The 24,140-nt window shown below is 65.6% G+C and carries 23 protein-coding genes; 20 read left to right on the top strand and 3 right to left on the bottom strand.

Annotation, left to right across the window (positions count from 1 at the left end):
* Positions 1-81 precede the first annotated feature (81 nt).
* Entirely contained in the window at positions 82-3,384 is a 3,303-nt protein-coding gene (locus C7402_RS14605; RefSeq protein ID WP_116611129.1) for an Rne/Rng family ribonuclease, read from the bottom strand.
* A gap of 829 nt (positions 3,385-4,213) precedes the next feature.
* Here C7402_RS14605 and C7402_RS14600 point away from each other — a divergent pair.
* Genes C7402_RS14600 through C7402_RS14585 form a run of 4 tightly spaced genes read left to right on the top strand, consistent with a single transcriptional unit; the run spans position 4,214 to position 7,365 of the window.
* Positions 4,214-5,251 carry an RluA family pseudouridine synthase gene (locus tag C7402_RS14600; protein WP_112171278.1) on the top strand — a complete coding sequence of 346 codons (1,038 nt, stop codon included), beginning with the start codon at positions 4,214-4,216 and terminating at the stop codon, positions 5,249-5,251.
* 33 nt (positions 5,252-5,284) lie between these two features.
* On the top strand, positions 5,285-5,944 hold the full coding sequence (locus C7402_RS14595; protein ID WP_112171277.1) for an HAD-IA family hydrolase: 660 nt from the start codon (positions 5,285-5,287) through the stop codon (positions 5,942-5,944).
* Positions 5,941-6,345 carry a Rieske (2Fe-2S) protein gene (locus C7402_RS14590; protein WP_224042502.1) on the top strand — a complete coding sequence of 135 codons (405 nt, stop codon included), beginning with the start codon at positions 5,941-5,943 and terminating at the stop codon, positions 6,343-6,345. The genes C7402_RS14595 and C7402_RS14590 overlap by 4 nt, the downstream gene beginning before the upstream one ends.
* Before the next feature lie 15 nt (positions 6,346-6,360).
* A complete protein-coding gene (locus C7402_RS14585; RefSeq protein WP_116611128.1) occupies positions 6,361-7,365 on the top strand; it encodes a S49 family peptidase in 1,005 nt (334 codons plus the stop codon).
* Positions 7,366-7,482: 117 nt separating this feature from the next.
* Here the strand turns inward: C7402_RS14585 and C7402_RS14580 are convergent, their stop codons facing one another.
* Positions 7,483-8,214 carry an SAM-dependent methyltransferase gene (locus tag C7402_RS14580; protein WP_116611127.1) on the bottom strand — a complete coding sequence of 244 codons (732 nt, stop codon included), beginning with the start codon at positions 8,212-8,214 and terminating at the stop codon, positions 7,483-7,485.
* Positions 8,211-8,849 (bottom strand): Maf-like protein, encoded by a 639-nt coding sequence (locus C7402_RS14575; protein WP_116611126.1) that lies wholly within the window; start codon positions 8,847-8,849, stop codon positions 8,211-8,213. Before C7402_RS14575 ends, C7402_RS14580 begins: the two co-directional genes overlap by 4 nt.
* A gap of 429 nt (positions 8,850-9,278) precedes the next feature.
* Between C7402_RS14575 and C7402_RS14570 the strand changes: the two genes are divergently transcribed.
* The 16 genes from C7402_RS14570 (at position 9,279) to lepB (ending at position 23,942) form a co-directional block, all read left to right on the top strand.
* Positions 9,279-9,920: a DUF177 domain-containing protein gene (locus C7402_RS14570; protein WP_116611125.1), complete on the top strand. Its 642-nt coding sequence runs from the start codon at positions 9,279-9,281 to the stop codon at positions 9,918-9,920.
* Positions 9,921-10,042: 122 nt separating this feature from the next.
* Positions 10,043-10,222, top strand: a complete 180-nt coding sequence (gene rpmF / locus C7402_RS14565; protein WP_018441573.1) for a 50S ribosomal protein L32 — start codon at positions 10,043-10,045, stop codon at positions 10,220-10,222.
* Between the two features lie 136 nt (positions 10,223-10,358).
* Positions 10,359-11,489: a phosphate acyltransferase PlsX gene (gene plsX / locus C7402_RS14560; RefSeq protein WP_112171272.1), complete on the top strand. Its 1,131-nt coding sequence runs from the start codon at positions 10,359-10,361 to the stop codon at positions 11,487-11,489.
* On the top strand, positions 11,489-12,478 hold the full coding sequence (locus C7402_RS14555; RefSeq protein WP_112171271.1) for a beta-ketoacyl-ACP synthase III: 990 nt from the start codon (positions 11,489-11,491) through the stop codon (positions 12,476-12,478). The genes plsX and C7402_RS14555 overlap by 1 nt, the downstream gene beginning before the upstream one ends.
* 118 nt (positions 12,479-12,596) lie before the next feature.
* Positions 12,597-13,535, top strand: a complete 939-nt coding sequence (gene fabD, locus C7402_RS14550) for an ACP S-malonyltransferase (protein ID WP_116611124.1) — start codon at positions 12,597-12,599, stop codon at positions 13,533-13,535.
* 25 nt (positions 13,536-13,560) lie between these two features.
* Positions 13,561-14,310, top strand: coding sequence for a 3-oxoacyl-ACP reductase FabG (fabG, locus tag C7402_RS14545; protein WP_112171269.1), 750 nt, complete (start codon positions 13,561-13,563; stop codon positions 14,308-14,310).
* A gap of 168 nt (positions 14,311-14,478) precedes the next feature.
* Positions 14,479-14,718, top strand: a complete 240-nt coding sequence (acpP, locus tag C7402_RS14540) for an acyl carrier protein (protein WP_004197638.1) — start codon at positions 14,479-14,481, stop codon at positions 14,716-14,718.
* Between the two features lie 194 nt (positions 14,719-14,912).
* Positions 14,913-16,154, top strand: coding sequence for a beta-ketoacyl-ACP synthase II (gene fabF / locus C7402_RS14535; protein WP_112171268.1), 1,242 nt, complete (start codon positions 14,913-14,915; stop codon positions 16,152-16,154).
* Positions 16,151-16,654, top strand: a complete 504-nt coding sequence (locus C7402_RS14530) for a protein YgfX (protein WP_224042493.1) — start codon at positions 16,151-16,153, stop codon at positions 16,652-16,654. The genes fabF and C7402_RS14530 overlap by 4 nt, the downstream gene beginning before the upstream one ends.
* A 111-nt stretch (positions 16,655-16,765) precedes the next feature.
* Complete coding sequence (rpoE, locus tag C7402_RS14525; protein WP_027795258.1) at positions 16,766-17,365, top strand: RNA polymerase sigma factor RpoE; 600 nt, start codon at positions 16,766-16,768, stop codon at positions 17,363-17,365.
* 88 nt (positions 17,366-17,453) lie between these two features.
* On the top strand, positions 17,454-18,098 hold the full coding sequence (locus tag C7402_RS14520; RefSeq protein ID WP_116611123.1) for a sigma-E factor negative regulatory protein: 645 nt from the start codon (positions 17,454-17,456) through the stop codon (positions 18,096-18,098).
* Between the two features lie 5 nt (positions 18,099-18,103).
* Entirely contained in the window at positions 18,104-19,165 is a 1,062-nt protein-coding gene (locus tag C7402_RS14515) for a MucB/RseB C-terminal domain-containing protein (protein WP_116611236.1), read from the top strand.
* Positions 19,166-19,189: 24 nt separating this feature from the next.
* Positions 19,190-20,719, top strand: a complete 1,530-nt coding sequence (locus tag C7402_RS14510) for a DegQ family serine endoprotease (RefSeq protein ID WP_116611122.1) — start codon at positions 19,190-19,192, stop codon at positions 20,717-20,719.
* A 4-nt stretch (positions 20,720-20,723) separates the two neighbouring features.
* On the top strand, positions 20,724-21,059 hold the full coding sequence (locus C7402_RS14505; RefSeq protein WP_224042491.1) for a glutaredoxin family protein: 336 nt from the start codon (positions 20,724-20,726) through the stop codon (positions 21,057-21,059).
* Positions 21,060-21,234: 175 nt separating this feature from the next.
* On the top strand, positions 21,235-23,028 hold the full coding sequence (lepA, locus tag C7402_RS14500) for a translation elongation factor 4 (RefSeq protein WP_116611120.1): 1,794 nt from the start codon (positions 21,235-21,237) through the stop codon (positions 23,026-23,028).
* Positions 23,029-23,048: 20 nt separating this feature from the next.
* Positions 23,049-23,942 carry a signal peptidase I gene (gene lepB / locus C7402_RS14495; protein WP_116611119.1) on the top strand — a complete coding sequence of 298 codons (894 nt, stop codon included), beginning with the start codon at positions 23,049-23,051 and terminating at the stop codon, positions 23,940-23,942.
* Positions 23,943-24,140: the final 198 nt, after the last annotated feature.

The raw sequence follows: 24,140 nt of genomic DNA, 5'->3' as shown, positions 1-24,140 counted from the left end.
AAGCCCGCCGGAACGGGCGGGCTTTTGGGGGATGGCGCCGGGCCTGGAAGCCCGGCGCGGTGTCGGTGACACCCGTAGCGCTTACGGCTGGCGGGAGGTCTCGACCTGTTGCATCGGCGTTGCGTCGACCGGGGCCAGCGCCTTGCGCTCGCGCGGCGCGCGCGCGGGCTTCACGATCTGCGCGGCGACTTGCTGGGCGGCTTCCAGCTTGCCGGCGTCGGTGTTGACCCACACGAGGCCTGCCGATTCCAGCATCGGACGCAGCGTGTCGGCCGAGCCGCCGGTGGCGGCCGCAGCCGCCGGGGCCGGGCGCTGCGCGGCCGGCTCGGTGGTTGCGACGACCGCCGGGGCAGTCTCGACGGCGACTGGCGCCGCCTCCGGTTGAGCCACGGGCGCTTCAGCCTGCGGCGCTTCGACGCGGTCTTCACGCACGGCCGGCTGCGATTCGACCTGAACCGGCTGGACCGGCTCGGTCGGCTCGACCGGCGTTTCCGTCGCCACGGGGGCTACGGGAGCGACCGACGCGACGACGGCTTCGACAGCGGGTTCGGCCGCAGCGACCGGGGGCGCCGGCTCTTCTGCCTTCTGCTCCACCACGGGCGCGGTTTCGACCGGCGCGGGCGTCGGCTCGACCGGGGCTGCCGGCGCTGCGGCGTGCACAGCTTCGGGGGCGACGGTTTCGACCGGCGTGGTCGTCACGGCGACGACCGGCGTCTGGCCCGCTTCGGCAACCACTGCGGCGGCCGGCAATGCGGTCACGACAGTCGTTTCGATCACGGATTCGACGCGCGCTTCCACAGCCGGTGCTTCGTGCACCTGGGCCGCAATGGCGGGCTGCTCGATGGCCGGTTGCTGCGGCGCGGCTTCATTCTCGCCACCTTCCGGGGCTTCCTGGCCTTCAGCGTCCGACGTGAAGCCAGCGGCTTCCGTCTCGCGCTCGCGACGACCGCCGCGACGGCCGCGACGGCGGCGGCGGCGCTCTTCACCTTCACGCGGCAGGCCGTCTTCGTCGAGGCCCTGGCCTGCGCCTTCGCTCAGTTCGGTTTGCGGCGCTTCGACGCCTTCGGCGGCTGCCGTCGATGCGGCGTCCAGACGTTCTTCCTGGGCCTCCGAGGCTTCCGCCGGCTGGCGACGGCGCGGCTCACCGCGCTCGGCACGTTCGCCACGCTCACGGCGCTCGCCGCGTTCCTGGCGTTCGCTGCGGGCGGCGCCGGCTTCCGGCGTCACTTCGCTGCGCTCCTGGCCACGTTCGACGCGTTCGATGCGCTGTTCGCGATCGGCGCGTGCTTCACGGCTTTCACGCGGTTCACGTTGCTCGCGCGGTTCACGCGGCTCGCGTTGCTCGCGCGGTTCACGCGGCTCGCGTTGCTCGCGCGGGGCACGGCCTTCGCGTGCTTCACGTTGCTCACGCGGTTCGCGCGGTTCACGTTGCTCGCGCGGTTCGCGATCCTCGCGGCGGCCAGACGGCTGGCCGGTGCGTGCGCCGCCCGTGGCTTCGCCACGGCCAGCCGCGTCGCGCCCGCCGGTACGGCGGTTACGGTTGCGGTCGCCGCCGGTCTTGTCGCCGCGCTCGGTGCGGGCTTCGCGGGTCGGGCGAGCGGTCTTTTCGGGTTGTGCGACCGGCGCCGGCGCGGGTGCCGCTGCCGGTGCGCCGCCAAAGAGGCGCTTGACCCAGCCGAAGAAGCCGCCGCCTGCGGGCGTGACGGCCACGGGCGCCGCGACGGGCGCGGTCTCGGCCGGCTTGACCGGTGCGCTCGGCGCCGGACGTTCCGGCGTGATGCCCTTGACCGCCGCTTCCTGCTTCGGCTTGGCTTCGGCGCTGCGCTTGCTGTAGCCGGTTTCCGACTCCAGTTCGCGAGCCGCTTCCTCGGCCATCTTCCACGAGGCGCGCGGGTCGTCGAGACGCGCGTCGTCGTGACGCAGACGCTCGAGCTTGTAGTGCGGCGTTTCGAGATGCTTGTTCGGAATCAGCACGACGCCGACCTTGAAGCGCGACTCGATCTTGTTGATTTCCGAACGCTTTTCGTTCAGCAGGAAGGCGGTCACTTCGACCGGCACCTGGCAATGGATTGCCGCGGTGTGCTCCTTCATCGCTTCTTCCTGGATGATGCGCAGGACCTGAAGCGCCGACGATTCCGTATCGCGGATATGACCCGTGCCGTTACAGCGCGGGCAGGTGACGTGGCTGCCTTCCGAGAGGGCCGGGCGCAGACGCTGGCGCGACAGCTCCATCAGGCCGAAGCGCGAGATCTTGCCCATCTGCACGCGTGCGCGGTCGTGGCGCAGGGCGTCCTTCAGGCGTTGCTCGACTTCGCGCTGGCTCTTGGCCGACTCCATGTCGATGAAGTCGATCACGATCAGGCCGCCCAGATCGCGCAGACGCAACTGGCGCGCCACTTCGTCGGCGGCTTCCAGGTTGGTGCGCGCGGCGGTTTCCTCGATGTCGGCGCCCTTGGTGGCGCGCGCCGAGTTCACGTCGATGGCGACCAGTGCTTCGGTGTGGTCGATCACGATCGCGCCGCCCGAGGGCAGCGGGACGGTGCGCGAGTACGCCGTTTCGATCTGGTGCTCGATCTGGAAACGCGAGAACAGCGGCACGTCGTCGTGATACCGCTTCACCTTATTGACATTGTCCGGCATCACGATATCCATGAAGGCGCGTGCCTGGTCATAGATCTCGGTGGTGTCGATGAGGATTTCGCCGATGTCGGGCTGGAAGTAGTCGCGGATCGCGCGAATGACGAGGCTCGACTCCAGGTAGATCAGCATGGGCTGACCGGACGTGCCGGCCTGCGATGCCGCTTCGATGGCGCGCCACAGTTGCAGCAGGTAGTTCAGGTCCCACTGGAGCTCTTCGGCGGAGCGGCCGATGCCGGCCGTGCGCGCGATGATGCTCATGCCGTCCGGCAGTTGCAGCTGCGCCATGGTTTCGCGCAGTTCCTGACGGTCGTCACCCTCGATGCGGCGCGACACGCCGCCGCCGCGCGGGTTGTTCGGCATGAGGACGAGGTAGCGGCCGGCGAGCGAGATGAACGTGGTGAGGGCTGCGCCCTTGTTGCCACGCTCTTCCTTCTCGACCTGGACGATCAGTTCCTGACCTTCCTTGAGGGCGTCCTGAATGCGCGCGCCGCGCATGTCGATGCCTTCGCGGAAGTACTGGCGGGCGACTTCCTTGAACGGCAGGAAGCCGTGGCGATCTTCGCCGTAGTTGACGAAACACGCTTCGAGCGAAGGCTCGATGCGCGTGACGATGCCCTTGTAGATATTGCCTTTGCGCTGTTCGCGCCCGGCGGTTTCGATGTCGATGTCAATCAGCTTCTGTCCATCGACGATAGCGACACGCAGTTCTTCCTGCTGTGTCGCGTTGAACAGCATTCGTTTCATAGAACGACTCCAGTGCGTTCGCGCGCAAGCCGCACGGTGCGCGGCGGCGACGCCAGGCAGCACGGTGCGGGCAGCGGCGAGCCGCGCCTTATTGTGTTGTCACAAGCACGCTGGAGCGGGAACGATGGCGGGGAGAATTGCCTTTTCTGGGCGCCGGTCCGGCGTTGCGTTGCCGAGGACGGGGCCGCGTGGGCACATGCGAAATACGTCTTCAAGAAGCGAAGAGACATGCCGCGGGTTCGCGACGGCACGGTTTTCCTGCGCTTCCGATCCACCTGCCGGCTGTGCCATGGCAACGGCCATGACAGACGCCTGCCGCAGCGGCGAACCGCGCGCGCGTACGGCTGGATCAGGTTCGCGGCCACAGATTCAATCCGGGCCGCGCACGGGAAGCTTGTCAGGAACGCCCGTCTTCCCCCTCGGGATGTCTCGCCACTTTTTGACGTCGCCATGTCCTGCACGTTGCCAGGACGCTTCGGGCGCTCGCCGTATTTTCGCCACCAGCGCCTCCAGCGACGGTCACTTCGACCGCGCGGCGGGACACGCCGGATAAATTCTTTATACCAATGTTCCGTTACCGTCGGAGCCGTCCCTGACCGAACGTGCCTGTGGGCGCCGTCCCTGCCGGTGCGGGATTCCATGCGTGCAACTCGTTGCTTCTCATCAAGCGGGGTGAGCAACCAGCCCCGGGCGCAAGTAAAATAACCGTTTATCGCTTGCAGCCTGCGCTCGCCGCGTGGTCCGAGTCCAGGATAACCCTCTTGGGGTTCGCAGGACATTTGGCCGTTTGGCCTACCATTGCGTCGGCGCTGGGCAAATTATATTCAGAATGAAAGGGTTAGGCAAAACATCCCAGAATCAGGTCGCGAGCGACCAGGTTTCGTTCGTCGAAATCGACGAGGGCGCGGCCGGTCAGCGCATCGACAATTTCCTCCTGCGCGTCTGCAAAGGCGTGCCGAAGAGCCACATCTATCGCATTTTGCGCAGCGGGGAAGTGCGCGTGAATAAGGGCCGGGTCGACGCGCAGTACCGGCTCGCCGAAGGCGACGTCGTGCGCGTGCCGCCCATCCGCACGTCGCAGTCGAGCGCGCCCGCCGGTGCCGCGCCCGTGCCGGCCGCCCAGTTTCCGGTGCTCTATGAGGACGACGCGCTGCTCGTCATCGACAAACCCGCCGGCGTGGCCGTACACGGCGGCAGCGGCGTGGCGTTCGGCGTGATCGAGCAGTTGCGCGAGGCGCGCCCGCAGGGCAAGTTTCTCGAACTGGTCCACCGGCTCGACCGCGAGACCTCGGGCGTGCTCATGCTCGCCAAGAAGCGCGCCGCGCTCGTGGGCCTGCACGCGCAGATGCGCGACAACCAGACCGACAAGCGCTATTTCGCCTGCGTCCACGGCGAATGGGCGAGCGACTGGGGCCGCCGGCGCGCCGTGAAGGAGCCGCTGCACAAGTATCTGACCCCGGAAGGCGAGCGCCGCGTGCGCGTGCAGCCCGACGGCATGCCCTCGCATACGGTGTTCAATCTCATCGAGCGCTGGCCCGGTTATGCGCTGCTCGAAGCCGAGCTCAAGACGGGGCGCACGCACCAGATCCGCGTGCACCTTGCGCACCTCGGGCTGCCCATCGTCGGCGACGCCAAGTACGGCGACTTCGCCCTCAACAAGGCGCTCGCGCGCACCGGCGCGCGGCCGGGCATCAAGCGCATGTTCCTGCATGCGCATCGCCTGAAGCTCGCGCACCCCATTACGGGCGAGCCGTTGCAGTTCGAGGCGCCGCTGCCGGCGGATTGCCGCGGCTTCGTCGAGGGGTTGCGCGCGCAGCGCGACAGCGCGAACGCCTCGCCCGCGCCTGACGCGGCCCGACCGGAATGACAAAAAATATGACAGTGTTTGGAGAAGCCCTGTATGGCCCGACAGCAATTTGATCTGATTGTGTTCGACTGGGACGGCACCTTGATGGACTCGACCGCCCATATCACGCGCAGCATCCAGGCGGCGTGCCGGGACCTCGGCCTGCCGGTGCCCGGCGACGAGGCGGCGAGCTACGTGATCGGCCTCGGCCTGCGCGAGGCGTTGCAGATCGCCGCGCCCACGCTCGATCCGGCGGACTATCCGCGGCTCGTCGAGCGCTACCGCATTCACTATCTGCTCAAGGATCAGCAAACCGAGCTGTTCACGGGCGTGCGCGAAATGCTCACGGAGTTGCGCGACACCGGCTACCTGCTCGCCGTGGCGACCGGCAAGAGCCGCGTCGGGCTCAACCGGGCCCTGGCCGACTCGCACCTCACGAGCCTTTTCGACGGCACGCGCTGTGCCGACGAAACCTTCTCCAAGCCGCATCCGGCCATGCTCCACGAGCTGACGCGCGAACTGGGGCAGGATCTGAACCGCACGGTGATGGTCGGCGACACGACGCACGACCTGCAAATGGCGATCAACGCGGGCGCGGCGGGTGTGGGCGTGGCTTATGGCGCGCACGCTTCGGGGGCGCTCGAAAAGCTCGAGCCGCGTTTCGTTGCGCAGGACGTCGCGGCGCTCGCGCTGTGGCTGCGGGAGCACGCGTGAGCACCGCGCCGGTGGCGTCGGTGCACGATCCGGTGCGCGTGTGCGCGGCCGAAGAACTTGTCGAGGGCGGCGAAGGGCGGCGCATGAGCGCAAGCTACGCGGGCGGCGACGCCGTGGTGTTCTTCGTGCGCTACGGCGGCGAGGTCTACGGCTACCTGAACCGCTGCGCGCACGTGCCGATGGAGCTCGACTGGGTCGAGGGCCAGTTCTTCGAGTCGTCCGGGCTTTATCTGATGTGCGCGACGCACGGCGCGATCTACCAGCCCGAGACGGGCAAATGCGTGGGCGGGCCGTGCCGCGGCGGACGATTGCGCCCCGTGCGCGTCGAGGAACGCGACACACCCGAGGGCCGTACGGTATTCTGGCTCCCGGACGACGATTTGCGTCCGACCCTATCGTGACCTTTTACCGCTCGCATGTCCGACAATCCGACCCCTGATTCGAACGAAGCGCCGCGCGCGGCTTCGTCAGACCGCGGCGCGCCGGCGCCCGGTTGGGAGCGCGAGGCGCTCGAACGCATCGCGCTTGCCGCCATCACCGAACAGCGCGCGGCGCGGCGCTGGCGGATCTTCTTTCGCTTTGCTTTTCTCGCGGTCCTGGTCGTGCTCGCCTGGGCGGTGCTCGACATTTCGGGTGCGCGCGTGGAGAGCGAAGGGCGCCACACGGCGCTCGTCTCGCTCGACGGCGAAATCGGCTCCGACACCTCGGCGAACGCCGACGACATCATCAGCGCGCTCGACAGCGCGTTCGACGACGACGGCACCGTGGGCGTGATCCTGCACATCGACAGCCCTGGCGGCAGCCCGGTGCAGGCGGGCATCATCAACGACGAGATCCGGCGTTTGCGCACGAAGTACCCGGCCATCCCGCTCTACGTGGTGGTGGGCGACATGTGCGCCTCGGGCGGCTATTACGTCGCCGCCGCGGCCGACAAGATCTACGTCAACAAGGCGAGCATCGTGGGCTCGATCGGCGTGCTGATGGACGGCTTTGGCTTCACGGGCCTGATGGACAAGCTCGGCATCCAGCGGCGCCTGCGCACCTCGGGGGAAAACAAGGGTTTCTTCGATCCGTTCTCGCCCGACACGCCGAAGATGGACGCGCACGCGCAGGAAATGCTCGACCAGATCCATCAGCAGTTCATCGACACGGTGAAGGCGGGGCGCGGCAAGCGCCTGAAGGACTCGCCGGACATCTTCTCGGGCCTGTTCTGGACCGGCCAGAAGAGCGTGGAGCTCGGTCTGGCTGACGGCTACGGCGACACCGATTACGTGGCGCGCGAAATCATCAAGGCGCCCGATGTCGTCGATTACACGGTCAAGCAGAGCCTGACCGACCGCGTGGCGAAGCGCGTTGGCGCGAGCATTGGCTCGGCCGCCGTGCATTCGCTGCTGCTCGGCGGCAAGCCGGCGCTGCACTGAGCGCCCGCGCGGCTCCGGTTCGGCTTCAAGGAAAATCGGCCGCTGCGTGAGTGAGTCACGCAGCGGCCGATTGGTTTTCGCGCTGAGGCGCGCTTAGCCGAGCGCGCAGTTAAACGCTCAATTCGCGAGCAGCAGGAAGATCGCCGGCCGCTTGTGCAACTCCGGCGCGGGCTTTTTCTTCCAGTCGGACACGGCGCGGCTGAGGATCGTCTCGGTGGGCAGCGTGAGGTCGGCTGCGACGCATACGAGCGTGGAGGGCGCGCAGTTCGCGAGCAAGGCGTCGAGCAGCGTGCGGTTGCGGTAGGGCGTCTCGATGAAAATTTGCGTTTGTTTGCCTTTTCGCGAGATCTGCTCCAGTTCGCGCAGCTTCTTCACGCGCTCGTTCGCGTCAACGGGCAGGTAGCCGTGAAATGCGAAGCTCTGGCCGTTCAGGCCCGACGCCATCAACGCGAGCAGGATCGAACTCGGGCCCACGAGCGGCACGACCTTGATGCCGCGTTCGTGCGCACGCCGCACGAGCAGCGCGCCCGGATCGGCGACGGCGGGCACGCCCGCCTCGGAAACCAGCCCGGTGTCGACGCCGGCGAGCAGCGGCGCGAGCAGCTTGTCAATTGCGCCGGCCGGCGTATTGACATTGAGCTCGTGGATCTCGATTTCCTGGATCGGCAGCGTCGTGCCCACGCGCTTGAGGAACGCGCGCGTGGTCTTGGCGTTTTCGCCGATATAGCTCGCGAGCGTGCCCGCGCGCTCGCGCACCGGGGCGGGCAGCACGGCGTTGAGCGCGTCGTCGTCGCCTTCGCCGAGCGTGTTCGGGATCAGATAGAGCGTGCCCTTGGTTGTGGTCGTCATGCCTGTGTCTCCAGCAGCGGATAGCCCGCGGCGAGCAGCATGCGCGTGAGCGCGATGAGCGGCAGGCCGATCAGGGCGGTGGGGTCGTCCGATTCGATGGCTTCGAGCAGCGCGATGCCGAGCCCTTCCGCTTTCGCGCTGCCCGCGCAGTCGTAGGGCGTCTCGGCGCGCAGATAGGCGTCGAGCGCGGCGTCGGGCAGGTCGCGAAAGCGTACCTTCGTGACGATATCGACGGTATCCGTTTGGCCAGTAGCGGTGTCGAGCAGGCTCAGGGCACTATGGAACAACACTTCGCGGCCGCGCATGGACTGCAACTGCGCGAGGGCGCGCTCGTGCGTGCCGGGCTTGCCGATCTGGCGGCCGTCGAACGTGGCGACCTGGTCGGACCCGATCACGAGCGTGCGTCCGGCGCCGGTGGGCAGCGTTGCGGCCACGGCGCGCGCCTTGGCCTCGGCGAGGCGCAGCGCCGTGGCTTCGGGCGTTTCGCCGGGCTGCGGCGTTTCGTCCACGGCGGGCACGGCCGTGGTGAACGCAATGCGCAGGCGCTCGAGCAGTTCACGCCGGTAGCGCGAACTGGAGGCGAGGATGAGAGCGGGGTGGCCCGTGCGCGGGGTTTGCGAAGGAGAATCCAGCATGATCGGTCGGAGTAGACGGAATAGGTAAGCGCGGAACAGAAAAGCAGCTGAAACGGTGCCTGTAGCGTCAGTTCGGGTAGCGAAAAACGGGGGCGGAGTTGCCGCCGCACCTCGTAAAATCGCCCGAAATCCTCGCTCACACAGGCACTTGCGTACGCGAGCTTAAGTGTTTGACTCACAAAGATAAAGGCGATATGATTTTGGGCTTTTCATTGGTACGCTCTCGTCGCACGTCTTGCGCAGGCGCCTGAATTTTGCGGCGCGGCGGGCAGAAGACGAGCAGACTAGCCTGAGACTCGATCGCCGTGGCGTTGCCGGCGCAGCGGGGCGGCGTGCCAGGCAAGCCGGGTGACTGGCGGTTCAAGCTGCCGGGTTAAGCTGTCAGATTAAGCGAACGCCGGCCGCACACCCTGAAGCAGGAGAGTGCACATGACCGAACATCCTGGTAAGCCTGCTGGCGCCGAACTGAATCCGCGCGACTTCGATCTCTTCGAATTCGCGCGCAGCGAGCGCGAAGCAGCGGGCGTCGTGCGCGTCTCGCAAATGCCGCGCATGTTAAACGAAGTCCCGGCCGAGGCGCCAGATCGCGACACCGCGTTCACGTGGCAGGCGGCGGGCTTTACCCAGCAGGAATTGCAGGAAAACGGGACCGAAGGGCCGCAGCCATACCTGCGCCTGGCTGTCCACGGTGGCGCGTGGCTCACGTGCCAGCGGTGCCTTGCTCCCTATGAGCAGGCATTCAATGCGGATGCGACCTTCCGTATCGTCCAGACGGAAGAAGAGGCGGACGAGTTTCCGCTCGACGACGATGAAGTCGAAGTGATCGTGGGCTCGCGCCATTTCGATCTCGTCGACTTGATCGAAGAGGAGCTGTTGCTCGCGCTGCCGCTGGTGCCGAAGCACGAAGTCTGTCCGGAAGTGCACGAAAGTCTCGCCTCGGGTGCCGATGGCGCGGACGGCGTGGACTCCGTGGACGACGTGCCGGAGCAGGAAATCGAGCCGGAAGAGCGCGTCAACCCGTTTGCGGCGCTCGAATCGCTCAAGAAGGACGGTCCTGGCAGCAAGCATTAAAGCTGCTGGCAGGGCAGGCAGTACCAGACGCGTGGGCCTGAGCCCGGAGTCCGGCCACCTCCCAAGGGTGGCGGCGGCCGGATCGGGCTGTGTTAGAATTCGGAAAATTTTCAGGAGTTATCATGGCAGTTCAACAAAACAAGAAGTCGCCGTCGAAGCGCGGCATGCACCGCTCGCACGATTTCCTCACGGGCGCGCCGCTGGCCGTCGAGCCGAGCACGGGTGAAGTGCATCTGCGTCACCACATCAGCCCGAACGGCTATTACCGCGGCAAGAAAGTCGTCAAGACCAAGAACGACTAATCGTTCCAGCGTGCGGCGCGGTGGTGTTCCACGGTGCGCCGCACATGGCGATTCCGTTCGCTTGACCATATTTCGGCTCGGCAAAAAAGGCGGCATTCAACTGCCGCTTTTTTATGCCTGAAATCCGTCGCATTCCATGACTGTTACGCTCACGATAGATTGCATGGGAGGCGACCACGGCCCGTCGGTGACGGTGCCTGCCGCAGTCCATTTCGTCCGCTCGCATCCCGACGCGCATCTCATGCTCGTGGGTGTCGAGTCGGCGGTTCGCGCCCAGCTGAAAAAGCTGAAGGCGTCGGACCATCCTGCGCTTTCCGTCGTACCCGCCACCGAGGTCGTCGCTATGGACGATCCGGTCGAGGTCGCCCTGCGCAAGAAGAAAGATTCGTCGATGCGCGTCGCGCTCAATCGCGTGAAGGAAGGCGAGGCCCAGGCCTGCGTCTCCGCCGGCAACACGGGCGCGCTCATGGCCGTCTCGCGCTATGTGCTCAAGACGCTGCCCGGCATCGAGCGCCCGGCCATCGCCTTCGCGATGCCGAACCCGCGCGGCTACACGACGATGCTCGACCTCGGCGCGAACGTCGACTGCGAACCGCAGCATCTGTTGCAGTTCGCGGAAATGGGCCATGCGCTCGTCGCCGCGCTCGAAGGCAAGGACCGCCCAACCATCGGGCTCCTGAACATCGGCGAAGAAGTCATCAAGGGCAACGAGACCATCAAGCGCGCGGGCGAGCTCCTGCGTGCGAGCACGCTGAATTTCCGCGGCAATGTCGAAGGCAACGACATTTACAAGGGCACCGTCGACGTCATTGTCTGTGACGGTTTCGTTGGGAATGTCGCGCTCAAGACGTCGGAGGGCCTCGCGCAGATGCTCAACGACATGATCAAGGAAGAGTTCGGCCGCTCGTGGCTCACGAAGCTCATGGCGGTGGCCGCGTTGCCGGTGCTCATGCGCTTCAAGAAACGTGTGGACCATCGCCAGTACAACGGCGCCGCGCTGCTCGGCCTCAAAAGTCTCGTCATCAAGAGCCACGGCTCGGCCGACGCCTACGCGTTTGAGTGTGCGATCAATCGCGGGTATGATGCCGTCAAAAATGGCGTATCGGAGCGCCTTGCTCACGCCATGGAAGAAAACGCCGGTTCGTTCGAACGGGCGGCAGGCGAGCCCGGCAGCGCCCAGAACGTGCAAGCCGCGCAGGCTCCGGCCGCCCCCGGACCGGTGGCAGGCGAGGTGCCGCCCGGCGCCGCATCATCCTCGAAGGCATAATGGCTCAATCGACTCTCTATTCCCGCGTGATCGGCACGGGCAGCTATCTTCCGCCTGATCGCGTCACCAACCAGGAACTGGCCGAACGGCTCGCCGCCAAAGGCGTCGAGACGAGCGACGAATGGATCGTGGCCCGCACGGGCATCCACGCGCGCCATTTCGCCGCGCCCGACGTCACGACGAGCGAACTCGCGCTCGCCGCGTCGCAGCGCGCGATCGCGGCCGCGGACGTCGATCCGCAAGCGATCGACCTCATCATCGTCGCCACCTCCACGCCCGATTTCGTGTTTCCGAGCACGGCCTGCCTGTTGCAGAACAAGCTCGGCATCCGCAATCACGGCGCGGCGTTCGACGTGCAGGCCGTGTGTTCGGGCTTCGCGTACGCCGTTTCGGTGGCCGACAGCCTGATCCGCAGCGGCCAGCACCGCACGGCGCTGGTGGTCGGCGCGGAGACGTTCTCGCGCATCCTCGATTTCAGCGACCGCACCACGTGCGTGCTGTTCGGCGACGGCGCGGGCGCGATCGTGCTCCAGGCGTCCGACGAACCCGGCGTGCTCTCGAGCGCGCTGCACGCGGACGGCAGCTATGCGCATATCCTGTGCACGCCGGGCAACGTGAACGGCGGCGTGATCGCGGGCAACGCGTTCCTGCACATGGACGGCCAGGCCGTGTTCAAGCTGGCTGTGAACGTGCTCGAAAAGGTCGCCATCGAAGCGCTCGAGAAGGCGCAGCTCACCGCCGATCAGGTCGACTGGCTGATTCCGCACCAGGCCAACATCCGCATCATGCAGGGCACCTGCCGCAAGCTCGGCCTGCCCGCCGAGCGCATGGTGGTGACGGTGGGTGAACATGGCAACACCTCGGCGGCGTCGATTCCGCTCGCCTTCGACGTCGCGGTGCGCGACGGCCGCATCAAGCGCGGCCAGAACGTGCTGATCGAAGGTGTGGGCGGCGGCTTCACCTGGGGCGCCTCCGTCATCCGCTTCTGAAATTCCTGAGCGGGCTTTCGCGCTCCCGCTGCAAGGCCGCCGCACGCAACACGCGCGCGGCCGGCAGCGGTTCATTCGAGCGCATCGCCCACCCGTTTTGATCGAATTTGGGGACGTTATGAAATTCGCGTTCGTTTTTCCCGGACAAGGCTCGCAGGCCGTCGGCATGCTCGACGCCTTCGCCGATAACGCTATCGTGCGCGAGACGCTGCAAGAAGCGTCCGACGCGCTGGGCCAGGACCTCGGCAAGCTGATCGCCGCAGGCCCCGCTGAAGAGCTCAATCTCACCACCAACACGCAGCCGGTCATGCTGACCGCCGCCTACGCCGTTTATCGCGCGTGGCAGCAGGCAGGCGGCCCGGCGCCGGCAATCGTCGCGGGCCACAGCCTCGGCGAATACACGGCGCTCGTCGCCGCCGGCGTGCTCGCGTTCCGCGACGCCGTGCCGCTCGTGCGTTTTCGCGCGCAGGCCATGCAAAACGCGGTGCCGGTGGGCGAGGGCGGCATGGCCGCCGTGCTCGGCCTCGACGACGACGCCGTGCGCGAGGTTTGCACGGAAGCTGCCGCCGCGAGCGGCGGCGTGGTCGAAGCCGTGAACTTCAACGCACCGGCGCAAGTCGTGATCGCGGGCCACAAGGGTGCGGTCGAGAAGGCCTGTGAAGTCGCCAAGGCGAAGGGCGCCAAGCGCGCGCTGCCGCTGCCGGTTTCGGCGCCGTTCCATTCGTCGCTGCTCAAGCCCGCCTCGGACCAGTTGCGCGACTACCTCGCGAGCGTCACGCTGAACGCGCCACAAGTTCCCGTGGTGAACAACGTGGACGTGGCGTTCGAAACCGATCCCGCCAAGATTCGCGACGCGCTCGTGCGCCAGGCCGCCGGCCCCGTGCGCTGGGTGGAATGCGTGAAGGCGATCGCCGCGCAAGGCGCGACGCACGTGATCGAATGCGGTCCGGGCAAAGTGCTCGCGGGCCTCACGAAGCGTATCGACGGCAACCTGGTCGGCGCCTCGGTGGCCGATCCGAAGTCGCTCGAGGAAACCCTCGCGCTGCTCAAGGCCTAAGCCAAACCGCTAACGGATTCGAACGATGGAAAAAACTCTCGACAATCAAGCCGCGATCGTGACCGGCGCCACGCGCGGCATCGGCCGGGCGATCGCGCTCGAGCTGGCGCGCCAGGGCGCGACGGTGATCGGCACGGCCACCAGCGAAGCGGGCGCGCAGGCCATCACGGCCGCCTTCGAAGCGGCGGGCGTGAAGGGTCGCGGCGCGGTGCTCAACGTGAACGACGCTGCTGCGGCAGAAGCGCTCATCGACGCCACCGTCAAGGAATTCGGCGCGCTTGCGATCCTCGTCAACAATGCGGGCATCACGCAGGACAACCTGGCGATGCGCATGAAAGACGACGAGTGGGATTCGGTGATCGACACGAACCTGAAGTCGGTGTTCCGCCTCTCGCGCGCCGTGCTGCGCCCGATGATGAAGGCCAAGGGCGGCCGCATCATCAACATCACCTCGGTGGTGGGCTCGTCGGGCAACCCCGGTCAGGTCAACTACGCGGCCGCCAAGGCCGGCGTGGCGGGCATGACGCGCGCGCTCGCACGCGAGATCGGCAGCCGCGGCATCACCGTGAACTGTGTCGCGCCGGGCTTCATCGACACCGACATGACGAAGGATCTGCCGGCCGAGCAGCAGGCCGCGCTCAAGCAACAGATTCCGCTGGGCCGCCTCGGCAGCCCGGAGGACATCGCCCACGCAGTCGTGTTTCTCGCATCGCCGCAGGCGGCCTACATCACGGGCACGACGTTGCACGTGAACGGCGGCATGTATATGTCTTAACCGGATTCAGGTACTATCCGCGCCTTGATGCGCCTGATGCAAAACCTTGCTCAAGCGCCGTCGCGGATAGCCGTTCCGGAACCTCGAGCGCCGCTTTTCAGCCAGGTCAAACCTGATAAAATGCGCGCACTCGCATTCATGAGCTAACTTTTTTCCCTTGGAGGGGTAATGGACAACATCGAACAGCGCGTCAAGAAGATCGTCGCCGAACAACTGGGCGTCGCCGAAGCTGAAATCAAGAACGAAGCTTCGTTCGTGAACGATCTGGGCGCCGACTCGCTCGACACCGTCGAACTGGTTATGGCTCTCGAAGACGAGTTCGGCATGGAAATCCCGGACGAGGAAGCCGAGAAGATCACGACGGTCCAGCAAGCGATCGACTACGCTCGCGCGAACGTCAAGGCCTAAGCGCCAGATTCCTGCCCGGGCCGCGCACGCCGTTTGCGTGCGCTTGGCCCGCGAGGACGCTCGCCCGTGAAACCGCGTACGCCCACCGCACCCGTTGCGGGGCATCTGCCGGTCAACTAGCCACAGGGCTCACAGGAGCATTTCCTGTGGCCTCTGTGGCTTTTGTTTTTGTCATCTATGGAAAAGGGGTTACCGTGAGCCGCCGTCGAGTTGTTGTTACAGGCCTGGGGCTGATTTCGCCTGTTGGCAATAATGTTGCCGACGGCTGGGCCAATCTGGTCGCCGGGAAGTCCGGCATCGCCAATATCACGAAGTTCGACGCAACGAACTTCTCGACCCGCTTTGCCGGCGAGGTGAAGGGCTTCAACGTCGAAGACTACATGCCGGCGAAAGAAGCGCGTCACATGGATACGTTCATCCATTACGGCATCGCTGCGGGCATCCAGGCGATGCAGGACAGCGGCTTCGAAGTCACCGATGAAAACTCGGAGCGCGTGGGCGTCGTGGTGGGCTCGGGCATCGGCGGTCTGCCGATGATCGAAGTCACGCAAACGGAACTGCTCAACCGCGGTCCGCGCCGGATTTCGCCGTTCTTCGTGCCCGCCTCGATCATCAACATGATCTCGGGCCACCTCTCGATCAAGTACGGCCTCAAGGGCCCGAACCTCGCCATGGTGACGGCCTGTACGACCGGCCTGCACTGCATCGGCGAAGCCTCGCGCCTGATCGAGTACGGCGACGCCGACGTGATGATCGCGGGCGGCGCGGAATCGACCGTTTCGCCGCTCGGTATCGGCGGCTTCGCGGCCGCGCGTGCGCTTTCGCAGCGCAACGACGACCCGGCAACGGCCAGCCGCCCGTGGGACAAGGACCGCGACGGTTTCGTGCTGGGCGAGGGCGCAGGCGTGATGGTGCTCGAAGAGTACGAGCACGCGAAGGCGCGCGGCGCGAAGATCTACGCGGAAATCGGCGGCTACGGCATGAGCGGCGATGCGTATCACATGACCGCTCCGCTCGAAGACGGTGACGGCGCGCGCCGCTGCATGCAGTACGCCATGCGCAACGCGGGCATCAACCCGAACGAGGTCAACTGGGTCAGCGCGCACGGCACCTCGACGCCGCTTGGCGACATCGCCGAAACCACGGCGATCAAGCGCGCGTTCGGCGACCATGCGAAGAACCTCGTCGTGAACTCCACCAAGTCGATGACGGGCCACCTGCTGGGCGGCGCGGGCGGCCTGGAGTCGGTGTTCACGGTGCTCGCCGTGCACAACCAGGTGTCGCCGCCGACGATCAACATCTTCAACCAGGACCCGGCTTGCGACCTGGACTACTGCGCGAACACCGCGCGGGATATGAAGATCGACGTCGCGCTGAAGAACTCGTTCGGGTTCGGCGGCACGAACGGCACGCTCGTCTTCAAGCGCCACGCTTGATCCAGCACGACGAGACAGCGGCCGCGCCGGCGCAGTTGCACGCGCCTGCCGGTCGCGCTCCCGCTTTTCTCCCGCGGCGCGCCGCTGCGCCGCGTCTTTCCCTGCGTCCGTCCCTCGCGCTGCAACTGCTCGTTGCGGCGGGGCTTGGCATGGCCACGGCCGCCGTCTACACGACGCTTGCACCGTGGCTCGGCGCGTGGCGCGCCTTGCCCGCCGTGCTGGCGTTCCTTGCCACGGGTGCGCTTGCCGCTGCGGCCTGGCGACGCAGGCAGCCAGCGTTTCTTGAAATCGGGCCGGATTCGCTCGCGGCGTATGCGCGCGATGGTGCTTGCGTTGCCTCCGGGCGCCTCGCCGGTGCGTCGCAGTGGGGTGCGTGGCTGCTTGCGCTCGTCGTGGAGCAGGGCGCGCGGCGCACGACCTTGCTCATTGCAGCCGACGCACTTCCCGCGCAAGCTTTCCATACGCTCGCCGTGCGCGCGCGCAGCGCGGCCGGCCGCTGAGCGCGTTTCGCTGTAACGCATGTAACGGCTGTTACTCGCGTAACGTGAGACCGTGGCGGGGACGCTACAATGGTGCCCCCGCGTCTACTCATGAGCTAACGGATTTTTCAGGTGAGCGAAAAAGAAATTGATCAGGTTCTGGTCGAGCGCGTGCAAAAAGGCGACAAGGCCGCGTTCGAGCTCCTGGTCTCGAAATACCACCGCAAGATCATCCGGCTGATCTCGCGCCTCGTGCGGGACCCCGCCGAGGTCGAGGACGTGGCCCAGGACGCCTTCATCAAGGCCTACCGGGCGCTCCCGCAATTTCGTGGTGAATCAGCTTTCTATACGTGGTTGTACCGAATTGCTGTCAATACGGCGAAGAACTACCTTGCGACCCAGGGAAGGCGCGCCCCGACATCCACCGAAGCAGATGCAGAAGAAGCGGAAACTTTCTCGGACGCCGATCAACTAAGGGATATCAACACGCCCGAGTCGATGTTGATGAGCAAGCAGATCGCCCAGACGGTCAATGCTGCGATGGCGGTTTTACCGGAAGAGTTGCGCACCGCCATTACGCTTCGGGAAATTGAAGGGCTGAGCTACGAGGAAATTGCCGAGATGATGGGGTGCCCGATCGGCACCGTCAGATCGAGAATTTTCCGCGCTCGGGAAGCCATTGCGGCAAAATTGCGTCCGCTGCTGGACACTCCGGAAGGCAAGCGCTGGTAAGAAACCACCAGCTTCGCCCCGGGCGGCGACGCAATTCACCAGAATTGTTGGTGTCACCAGGGACGTTTGTCAGGAAATGGGGAGCATCATGGGGTCGGTCTCGATGCAATCGGTATCAAGCTCGCGCGGCGAGCGTCTGTCCGCCTTTGTCGACGGTGAAGGGTCGGCCGAGGAGCATCTGAACGGTAAATTGTTTGAACTCGACGGTGAAGGTCGTGCCGCCTGGTCGGAGTACCACCTGATCGGCGACGTGCTGCGCTCGGACGATCTGGCCCTCAGCCAGGCTGCGAGCCGCGCTTTCATGACGGGTTTCGCCGCGCGCTTTGACGCCGAGCCGCATCTGCTCGCACCGGTGGCGCTGCCGCAGGGCGCGCAGGCGGGGCGCAACGAGCGGGTGGGGCGCATTCTCGCGCTGCGCCGCCGCGTGATGCCGTCGCTGGCCGTGGCCGCTGCGGCTGCCACGCTCACGTGGATCGTCATGCCGCAAATGCGCGGCGTGGGCATGGCGGGCGCGCCGCAAATCGCCGCCGTGCAGTCGCAGGGCGACGGCGTGCAACGTGTGGCGATGAACACCACGCCGGCGCCTGTCTCCGGCGCTCAGGACGGTAATATCATCCGCGACGCGCGCCTCGACGAATATCTCCAGGCTCATCAGCAGTTCGCGCAGCAGCCGGTCATGTCGGATTCCATGCCGTATATCCGCTCTGCCGCTCTCACCACGCAAGGCCAATAAGTTTGATGCAGACATTGCGGTTGAATAAAACGACAATCTTCGGGCGGTTGCCGGCATTCATTTGCTGCGCAGCCGTGATGTTCACCGCTCTGTCTGCCGTCTCGCCTGCCCGCGCGCAAGGCGCGTCGGCGGTCGATCCCGCCACGCGCCAAAGCGCCGCGCAATGGCTCGACCGCATCCAGCAGGCTGCCCAGCAGCAGAATTACGAAGGCACCTTCGTCTACCAGCGCGGCGAGTTCGTGCAGTCCTCGCGCATCACGCACTACGCATCGAAGGCGGACGGCGAATTCGAGAAGCTCGAAAGTCTCGACGGCAAGCCGCGCACGATGCTGCGTCATAACGACGATCTCTATACGTTCGTGCCCGAGCGCAAGCTGCTCGTCGTCGAAAAACGCCAGAACCGGGACGCCTTTCCGGCGCTGCTTTCCACGAGCGGCGACCAGGTACTGGCCGTCTACGAGCCGAAGATGCTCGGCACCGACCGCGTGGCGGGTCTCGACAGCCAGGTGATCGAACTCGATCCGAAGGACAATTTCCGCTTCGCCTACAAGCTGTGGGCCGACGCGAAAACCGGTCTGCTGCTGCGCTCGCAGATGCTCGATCCGTCGAATGGCCAGGTGCTCCAGCAACTCGCGTTCACGCAGGTGCGTGTTGGCGGGCCGGTCGACAAGACCCCGATCGTCAACGGCATGCGCAATACCGCGGGCTGGAACGTGGTGCGCCCGCCGCTCGAAGCGGTCGACATGCAGGCGCAGGGCTGGTCGTTCGGCCAGGCCGCGCCGGGCTTCGTCAAGATTCGTGAAGTGCGCCGCCCCATGGCCGCGCGCGACTCGGGCGAGCCGCCCATTCCGGTCGATCAGGCCGTGTTCTCGGACGGGCTCTCCACACTTTCCGTGTTCGTCGAACCGGTCAAGAACAATAGCCGCAAGGAAGGCTCGGGCAGCAGCGGCGCGACCCACGTGCTCGTGAAGCGCCGCGGCGACTACTTCATCACGTTGCTTGGCGAAGTGCCCCAGAGCACGTTGCAGCAGTTCGCGTCTGCCATAGAATACAAGGCTCCCAGGTAACCCATTCCTTCGGCTGACTTCGATATGACGATTCTCCCGCTGCGCAAATTCTTCGCGGCCGCGGTCGTGGCGGCGTGCCTGCCGTTCGCGCCGCACGTGGCATCGGCGGCGCCGGCCGCCAATTTGCCCGACTTCGCCGACCTCGTGGACAAGGTGGGGCCGTCGGTCGTCAATATCCGTACCACCACGCGCGTGTCGAGCGCCCAGCGCGGCCTGCCGCCGGGCATGGACAACGGCGACATGTCGGAGTTCTTCCGCCGCTTCTTCGGCATTCCGCTTCCGCAAGGACCGCAGGGCCAGTCGCCGCGTGGCGGCCAGGGTGGCCAGGGCGGCGGGCAGGGTGGCGGTCAAGGCGGCGGCTCGGATTCGGGCCCGGACGGCGGCAACGACAGCGAACAGAACAGCGGCGTGGGTTCGGGCTTCATCCTCTCGAGCGACGGTTACGTGATGACCAACGCGCACGTTGTGGACGACGCGGACAGCATCTACGTGACGCTCACCGACAAGCGCGAATTCAAGGCCAAGCTGATCGGCGTGGACGACCGCACCGACGTGGCCGTCGTAAAGATTCAGGCCTCGAATCTCCCGGCTGTGACGATGGGCGATTCGAACAAGGTGCGCGTGGGCGAGTGGGTCGTGGCGATCGGTTCGCCGTTCGGCCTCGAGAACACCGTGACCGCGGGCATCGTGAGCGCGAAGGGACGCGACACGGGCGACTACCTGCCGTTCATCCAGACCGACGTGGCCGTGAACCCCGGCAACTCGGGCGGCCCGCTCATCAACATGCAGGGCGAGGTGATCGGCATCAACTCGCAGATCTATAGCCGCACGGGCGGCTTCATGGGCATCTCGTTCGCGATTCCGATCGACGAGGCGATGCGCGTGGCGGATCAGCTCAAGACGAGCGGCAAGGTCACGCGCGGCCGCATTGCCGTGGCGATCGGCGAGGTGACGAAGGATGTGGCCGACTCGCTCGGTCTGCCCAAGACGCAAGGCGCGCTGGTTTCGAGCGTCGAACCGGGCGGTCCGGCCGACAAGGCGGGCATTCAGCCGGGCGACATCATCCTGAAGTTCAACGGCGCGAACGTCGATACCGCGACCGACCTGCCGCGCATGGTGGGCGACACGAAGCCGGGCACCAAGGCGACCATCACGATCTGGCGCAAGGGCGCGACGCGCGACCTGCCCATCACGGTTGCCGAGATGCAGACGGACAAGAGCGCCAAGGCCGACCCGAAAAAGGCGCCGGAGCCCAAGCCCCGTGCGTCGAATACGCTCGGTCTCGCCGTGGTCGATATTCCCGCCGACCAGATGGCCCAGCTCAAGATCAAGGGCGGCGTGCTGGTGGATTCGGCGGACGGCCCGGCCGCCCGCGCCGGTCTCCAGAAGGGCGACATCATCCTGCGCGTGGGCGACACGGATATCACCAGCGCGAAGCAGTTCCAGGACGTGACCGCGCGTCTCGACACGCAGAAGATGGCGGCGGTGCTCGTGCGGCGCGGCGACAACACGCAGTTCGTGCCGATCCGTCCGCGCGCGCCGGGGCAGAAGTAAGTCCATGCGCACGCCCATGCGGTCGACGACAGCAGCGCCGGGCGCACTCGCACGGGCGAGCGCGCACCTCGTGCTGTACGGCCGCGCGTGGTGCCACTTGTGCGAGGACATGCGCGTGGCGCTCGAACCGCTCGCGGTTGCGGCGGGCGCGCGGCTCGACGTGATCGATGTCGATTCCGACCCCGCGTTGCAGGCGCGCTACGACGAACTCGTGCCGGTGCTGGTGTGCGACGGCATCGAGTTGTGCCACTATCGGCTCGACGAAGCGCGCGTGCGCGCCACGCTCGGGCTCGGCGCCGATGTGCCGAGCGTGCCGCCGGCGCCGCCGAGCGGGGTGTAAAACTTTCCTCCGGCTTGCCGCGCGATGCGTGCCCCGCGAGATGACCTGTCCGCCACTTCAGCGGATGGTTCGCCTGTGGGACCCCTTTTCGGCTAAAATAGTCCGGTTTTTCATCTGTTTACGAGGCGTGCCCAGCTTTCGTTGGGGCGCGCCTTTTTCGCTTGATCGGCACTGAATGGATCATATTCGTAACTTCTCGATCATTGCGCACATCGACCATGGCAAGTCGACGCTCGCCGATCGCATCATCCAGCTGTGCGGCGGCTTGTCCGACCGCGAAATGGAATCGCAGGTGCTCGACTCGATGGATCTCGAGCGCGAGCGCGGCATCACGATCAAGGCGCAGACCGCAGCCCTCACGTACAAGGCGCGTGACGGCAAGGTCTATAACCTGAACCTGATCGATACGCCGGGCCACGTCGACTTCTCCTACGAGGTGAGCCGCTCGCTCTCCGCGTGCGAAGGCGCGCTGCTCGTGGTGGACGCGAGCCAGGGCGTCGAGGCGCAGACGGTGGCGAACTGCTACACCGCGATCGAACTCGGCGTGGAAGTCGTGCCGGTGCTCAACAAGATCGACCTGCCCGCCGCCAACCCCGAAAACGCCATCGAGGAAATCGAGGACGTGATCGGCATCGACGCGACCGACGCCACGCGCTGTAGCGCGAAAACGGGCCTCGGCGTGGACGACGTGCTCGAATCGCTCATCGCCAAGGTGCCGCCGCCCAAGGGCGATCCGGAAGCGCCGTTGCAGGCGCTCATCATCGACTCGTGGTTCGACAACTACGTCGGTGTGGTGATGCTCGTGCGTATCGTCAACGGCACGCTGCGTCCGAAGGACAAGATCAAGCTGATGGCCACCGGCGCGCAGTATCCGGTCGAGCACGTGGGCGTGTTCTCGCCGAAGTCGCGTAACCTGGAATCGCTTTCGGCGGGGCAGGTGGGCTTCATCATCGCCGGCATCAAGGAACTGGCCGCGACCAAGGTGGGCGACACCGTCACGCACGTCGCGAAGCCGGCCACCGAGCCGCTGCCGGGCTTCAAGGAAGTGAAGCCGCAGGTGTTCGCGGGTCTCTATCCGGTCGAAGCGAACCAGTACGACGCGCTGCGCGAATCGCTCGAAAAGTTGAAGCTCAACGACGCTTCGCTGCAATACGAGCCGGAAGTGTCGCAGGCGCTCGGCTTCGGCTTCCGCTGCGGCTTCCTGGGCCTTCTGCACATGGAAATCGTGCAGGAGCGTCTCGAGCGCGAGTTCGACATGGACCTCATCACCACGGCGCCGACCGTGGTGTACGAAGTCGTGCAGGCAGACGGCACGCTGATCAAGGTCGAGAACCCGGCGAAGATGCCGGAGCCTCCGAAGATCGCCGAGATCCGCGAGCCGATCGTGACCGTGAACCTGTACATGCCGCAGGACTATGTGGGTTCGGTCATCACGCTCTGTACGCAAAAGCGCGGCAACCAGATCAACATGCAGTACCACGGCCGCCAGGTGCAGCTCACGTACGAAATCCCGATGGCGGAAATCGTGCTGGACTTCTTCGACCGCCTGAAGTCGGTGTCGCGCGGCTATGCGTCGATGGACTACGAGTTCAAGGAATACCGCAGTGCGGACGTCGTGAAGGTCGACATGCTGATCAACGGCGACAAGGTCGATGCGTTGTCCATCATCGTGCACCGTTCGCAATCGCAGTACCGCGGCCGGGAAGTGGCGGCGAAGATGCGCGAGATCATCCCGCGCCAGATGTACGACGTGGCCATCCAGGCCGCGATCGGCGCGCACATCATCGCGCGTGAGAACATCAAGGCGCTGCGCAAGAACGTGCTGGCCAAGTGCTACGGCGGCGACATCACGCGCAAGAAAAAGCTGCTCGAAAAGCAGAAGGAAGGCAAGAAGCGCATGAAGCAGGTCGGCTCGGTCGAGATTCCGCAAGAGGCCTTCCTCGCCATCCTTCGTGTCGAAGACAAATAAGCCGCACAACGGATCTCTACATGAATTTTGCGCTGATACTCTTTGTGCTCGTCGTCTTGACGGGCGTAGCGTGGGTTGCAGACAAACTGGTTTTCATGCCGCGCCGGCGTCTCGCCGCCGATGCGGCGGTTGCGGATTTCGATCGTCAGCAGGAGCGTATCGGCGAGCGTTTCGCCGATGAAAACGCGCCCGTCACGCGTCAGAACCTGCGTAACGAAAAGCTGCGTCAGCCGTGGTGGCTCGAATACACGGCAAGCTTCTTTCCCGTCATCCTGATCGTGTTCCTCGTACGCTCGTTCGTCGTCGAGCCGTTCAAGATTCCGTCGGGCTCGATGGTGCCCACGCTGCTGGTCGGCGACTTCATCCTCGTGAACAAGTTCGACTACGGCATTCGCCTGCCGATCACGAACACGAAGGTCACGCAGGGACGCCCGCTCGAGCGCGGCGACGTGGTCGTGTTCCGGTATCCGAAAGACGAGTCGGTCGACTACATCAAGCGCGTGATCGGCCTGCCGGGCGACGTGGTTGCCTACCAGGACAAGCAGCTCACGATCAACGGCAAGCCGGTGCCCGAAACGTCCGTTGGCGACTACTTCGACGAAGAGCGCATTGGCTACGCGAAGGAGTTCACGCAGGACCTCTTCGGCCGCAAGAACAACATCCTCAACAACCCCGCGGTGCCGCCGTTCATCGTGGGCGCCGAGGACTATCCGTATCGCGACAACTGCCAGTACAACGCACGCGGCGTGATCTGCAAGGTGCCCGCGGGCCACTACTTCATGATGGGCGATAACCGCGACAACAGTGCGGACAGCCGCTACTGGGGCTTCGTGCCCGACGCGAACATCGTGGGCCGCGCGTTCTTCATCTGGATGAACTTCAGCAATCTGAAGCGCGTTGGCGCATTCCATTGAGTCGCACTTGATGTGCGCGCCCTGTGCACGCACATCGCGACGAAGATGCCGCGCGTAACCGCAACACACGCAGCAAGAAAAAACGGTTGCTCGAACGGACGTCTCGTTCGAATCACGCGCATCGCATCTTCGCGCGCTACTTGAAGAACCCTCGGTAACGTCGCTTCATCACGGTTTTTCGCCCGCCACCCCGCGTTT

This window comes from Paraburkholderia unamae (genome assembly GCF_003096875.1).
Classification (GTDB): Bacteria; Pseudomonadota; Gammaproteobacteria; order Burkholderiales; family Burkholderiaceae; genus Paraburkholderia; species Paraburkholderia unamae.
This window is presented reverse-complemented; position numbering and strand designations above follow the sequence as displayed.

Bases quoted from the DNA above. Each gene is read 5' to 3' on its own strand.
- C7402_RS14605 (WP_116611129.1), bottom strand. From the start codon at position 3,384: ATGAAACGAATGCTGTTCAACGCGACACAGCAGGAAGAACTGCGTGTC.
- C7402_RS14555 (WP_112171271.1), top strand. From the start codon at position 11,489: ATGGCTCAATCGACTCTCTATTCCCGCGTGATCGGCACGGGCAGCTAT.
- C7402_RS14510 (WP_116611122.1), top strand. From the start codon at position 19,190: ATGACGATTCTCCCGCTGCGCAAATTCTTCGCGGCCGCGGTCGTGGCG.
- C7402_RS14505 (WP_224042491.1), top strand. From the start codon at position 20,724: ATGCGCACGCCCATGCGGTCGACGACAGCAGCGCCGGGCGCACTCGCA.
- C7402_RS14595 (WP_112171277.1), top strand. From the start codon at position 5,285: ATGGCCCGACAGCAATTTGATCTGATTGTGTTCGACTGGGACGGCACC.
- fabG (WP_112171269.1), top strand. From the start codon at position 13,561: ATGGAAAAAACTCTCGACAATCAAGCCGCGATCGTGACCGGCGCCACG.
- C7402_RS14520 (WP_116611123.1), top strand. From the start codon at position 17,454: ATGGGGTCGGTCTCGATGCAATCGGTATCAAGCTCGCGCGGCGAGCGT.
- C7402_RS14515 (WP_116611236.1), top strand. From the start codon at position 18,104: ATGCAGACATTGCGGTTGAATAAAACGACAATCTTCGGGCGGTTGCCG.
- lepA (WP_116611120.1), top strand. From the start codon at position 21,235: ATGGATCATATTCGTAACTTCTCGATCATTGCGCACATCGACCATGGC.
- acpP (WP_004197638.1), top strand. From the start codon at position 14,479: ATGGACAACATCGAACAGCGCGTCAAGAAGATCGTCGCCGAACAACTG.
- C7402_RS14575 (WP_116611126.1), bottom strand. From the start codon at position 8,849: ATGCTGGATTCTCCTTCGCAAACCCCGCGCACGGGCCACCCCGCTCTC.
- rpmF (WP_018441573.1), top strand. From the start codon at position 10,043: ATGGCAGTTCAACAAAACAAGAAGTCGCCGTCGAAGCGCGGCATGCAC.
- C7402_RS14600 (WP_112171278.1), top strand. From the start codon at position 4,214: ATGAAAGGGTTAGGCAAAACATCCCAGAATCAGGTCGCGAGCGACCAG.
- fabD (WP_116611124.1), top strand. From the start codon at position 12,597: ATGAAATTCGCGTTCGTTTTTCCCGGACAAGGCTCGCAGGCCGTCGGC.
- plsX (WP_112171272.1), top strand. From the start codon at position 10,359: ATGACTGTTACGCTCACGATAGATTGCATGGGAGGCGACCACGGCCCG.
- C7402_RS14585 (WP_116611128.1), top strand. From the start codon at position 6,361: ATGTCCGACAATCCGACCCCTGATTCGAACGAAGCGCCGCGCGCGGCT.
- lepB (WP_116611119.1), top strand. From the start codon at position 23,049: ATGAATTTTGCGCTGATACTCTTTGTGCTCGTCGTCTTGACGGGCGTA.
- C7402_RS14570 (WP_116611125.1), top strand. From the start codon at position 9,279: ATGACCGAACATCCTGGTAAGCCTGCTGGCGCCGAACTGAATCCGCGC.
- C7402_RS14580 (WP_116611127.1), bottom strand. From the start codon at position 8,214: ATGACGACCACAACCAAGGGCACGCTCTATCTGATCCCGAACACGCTC.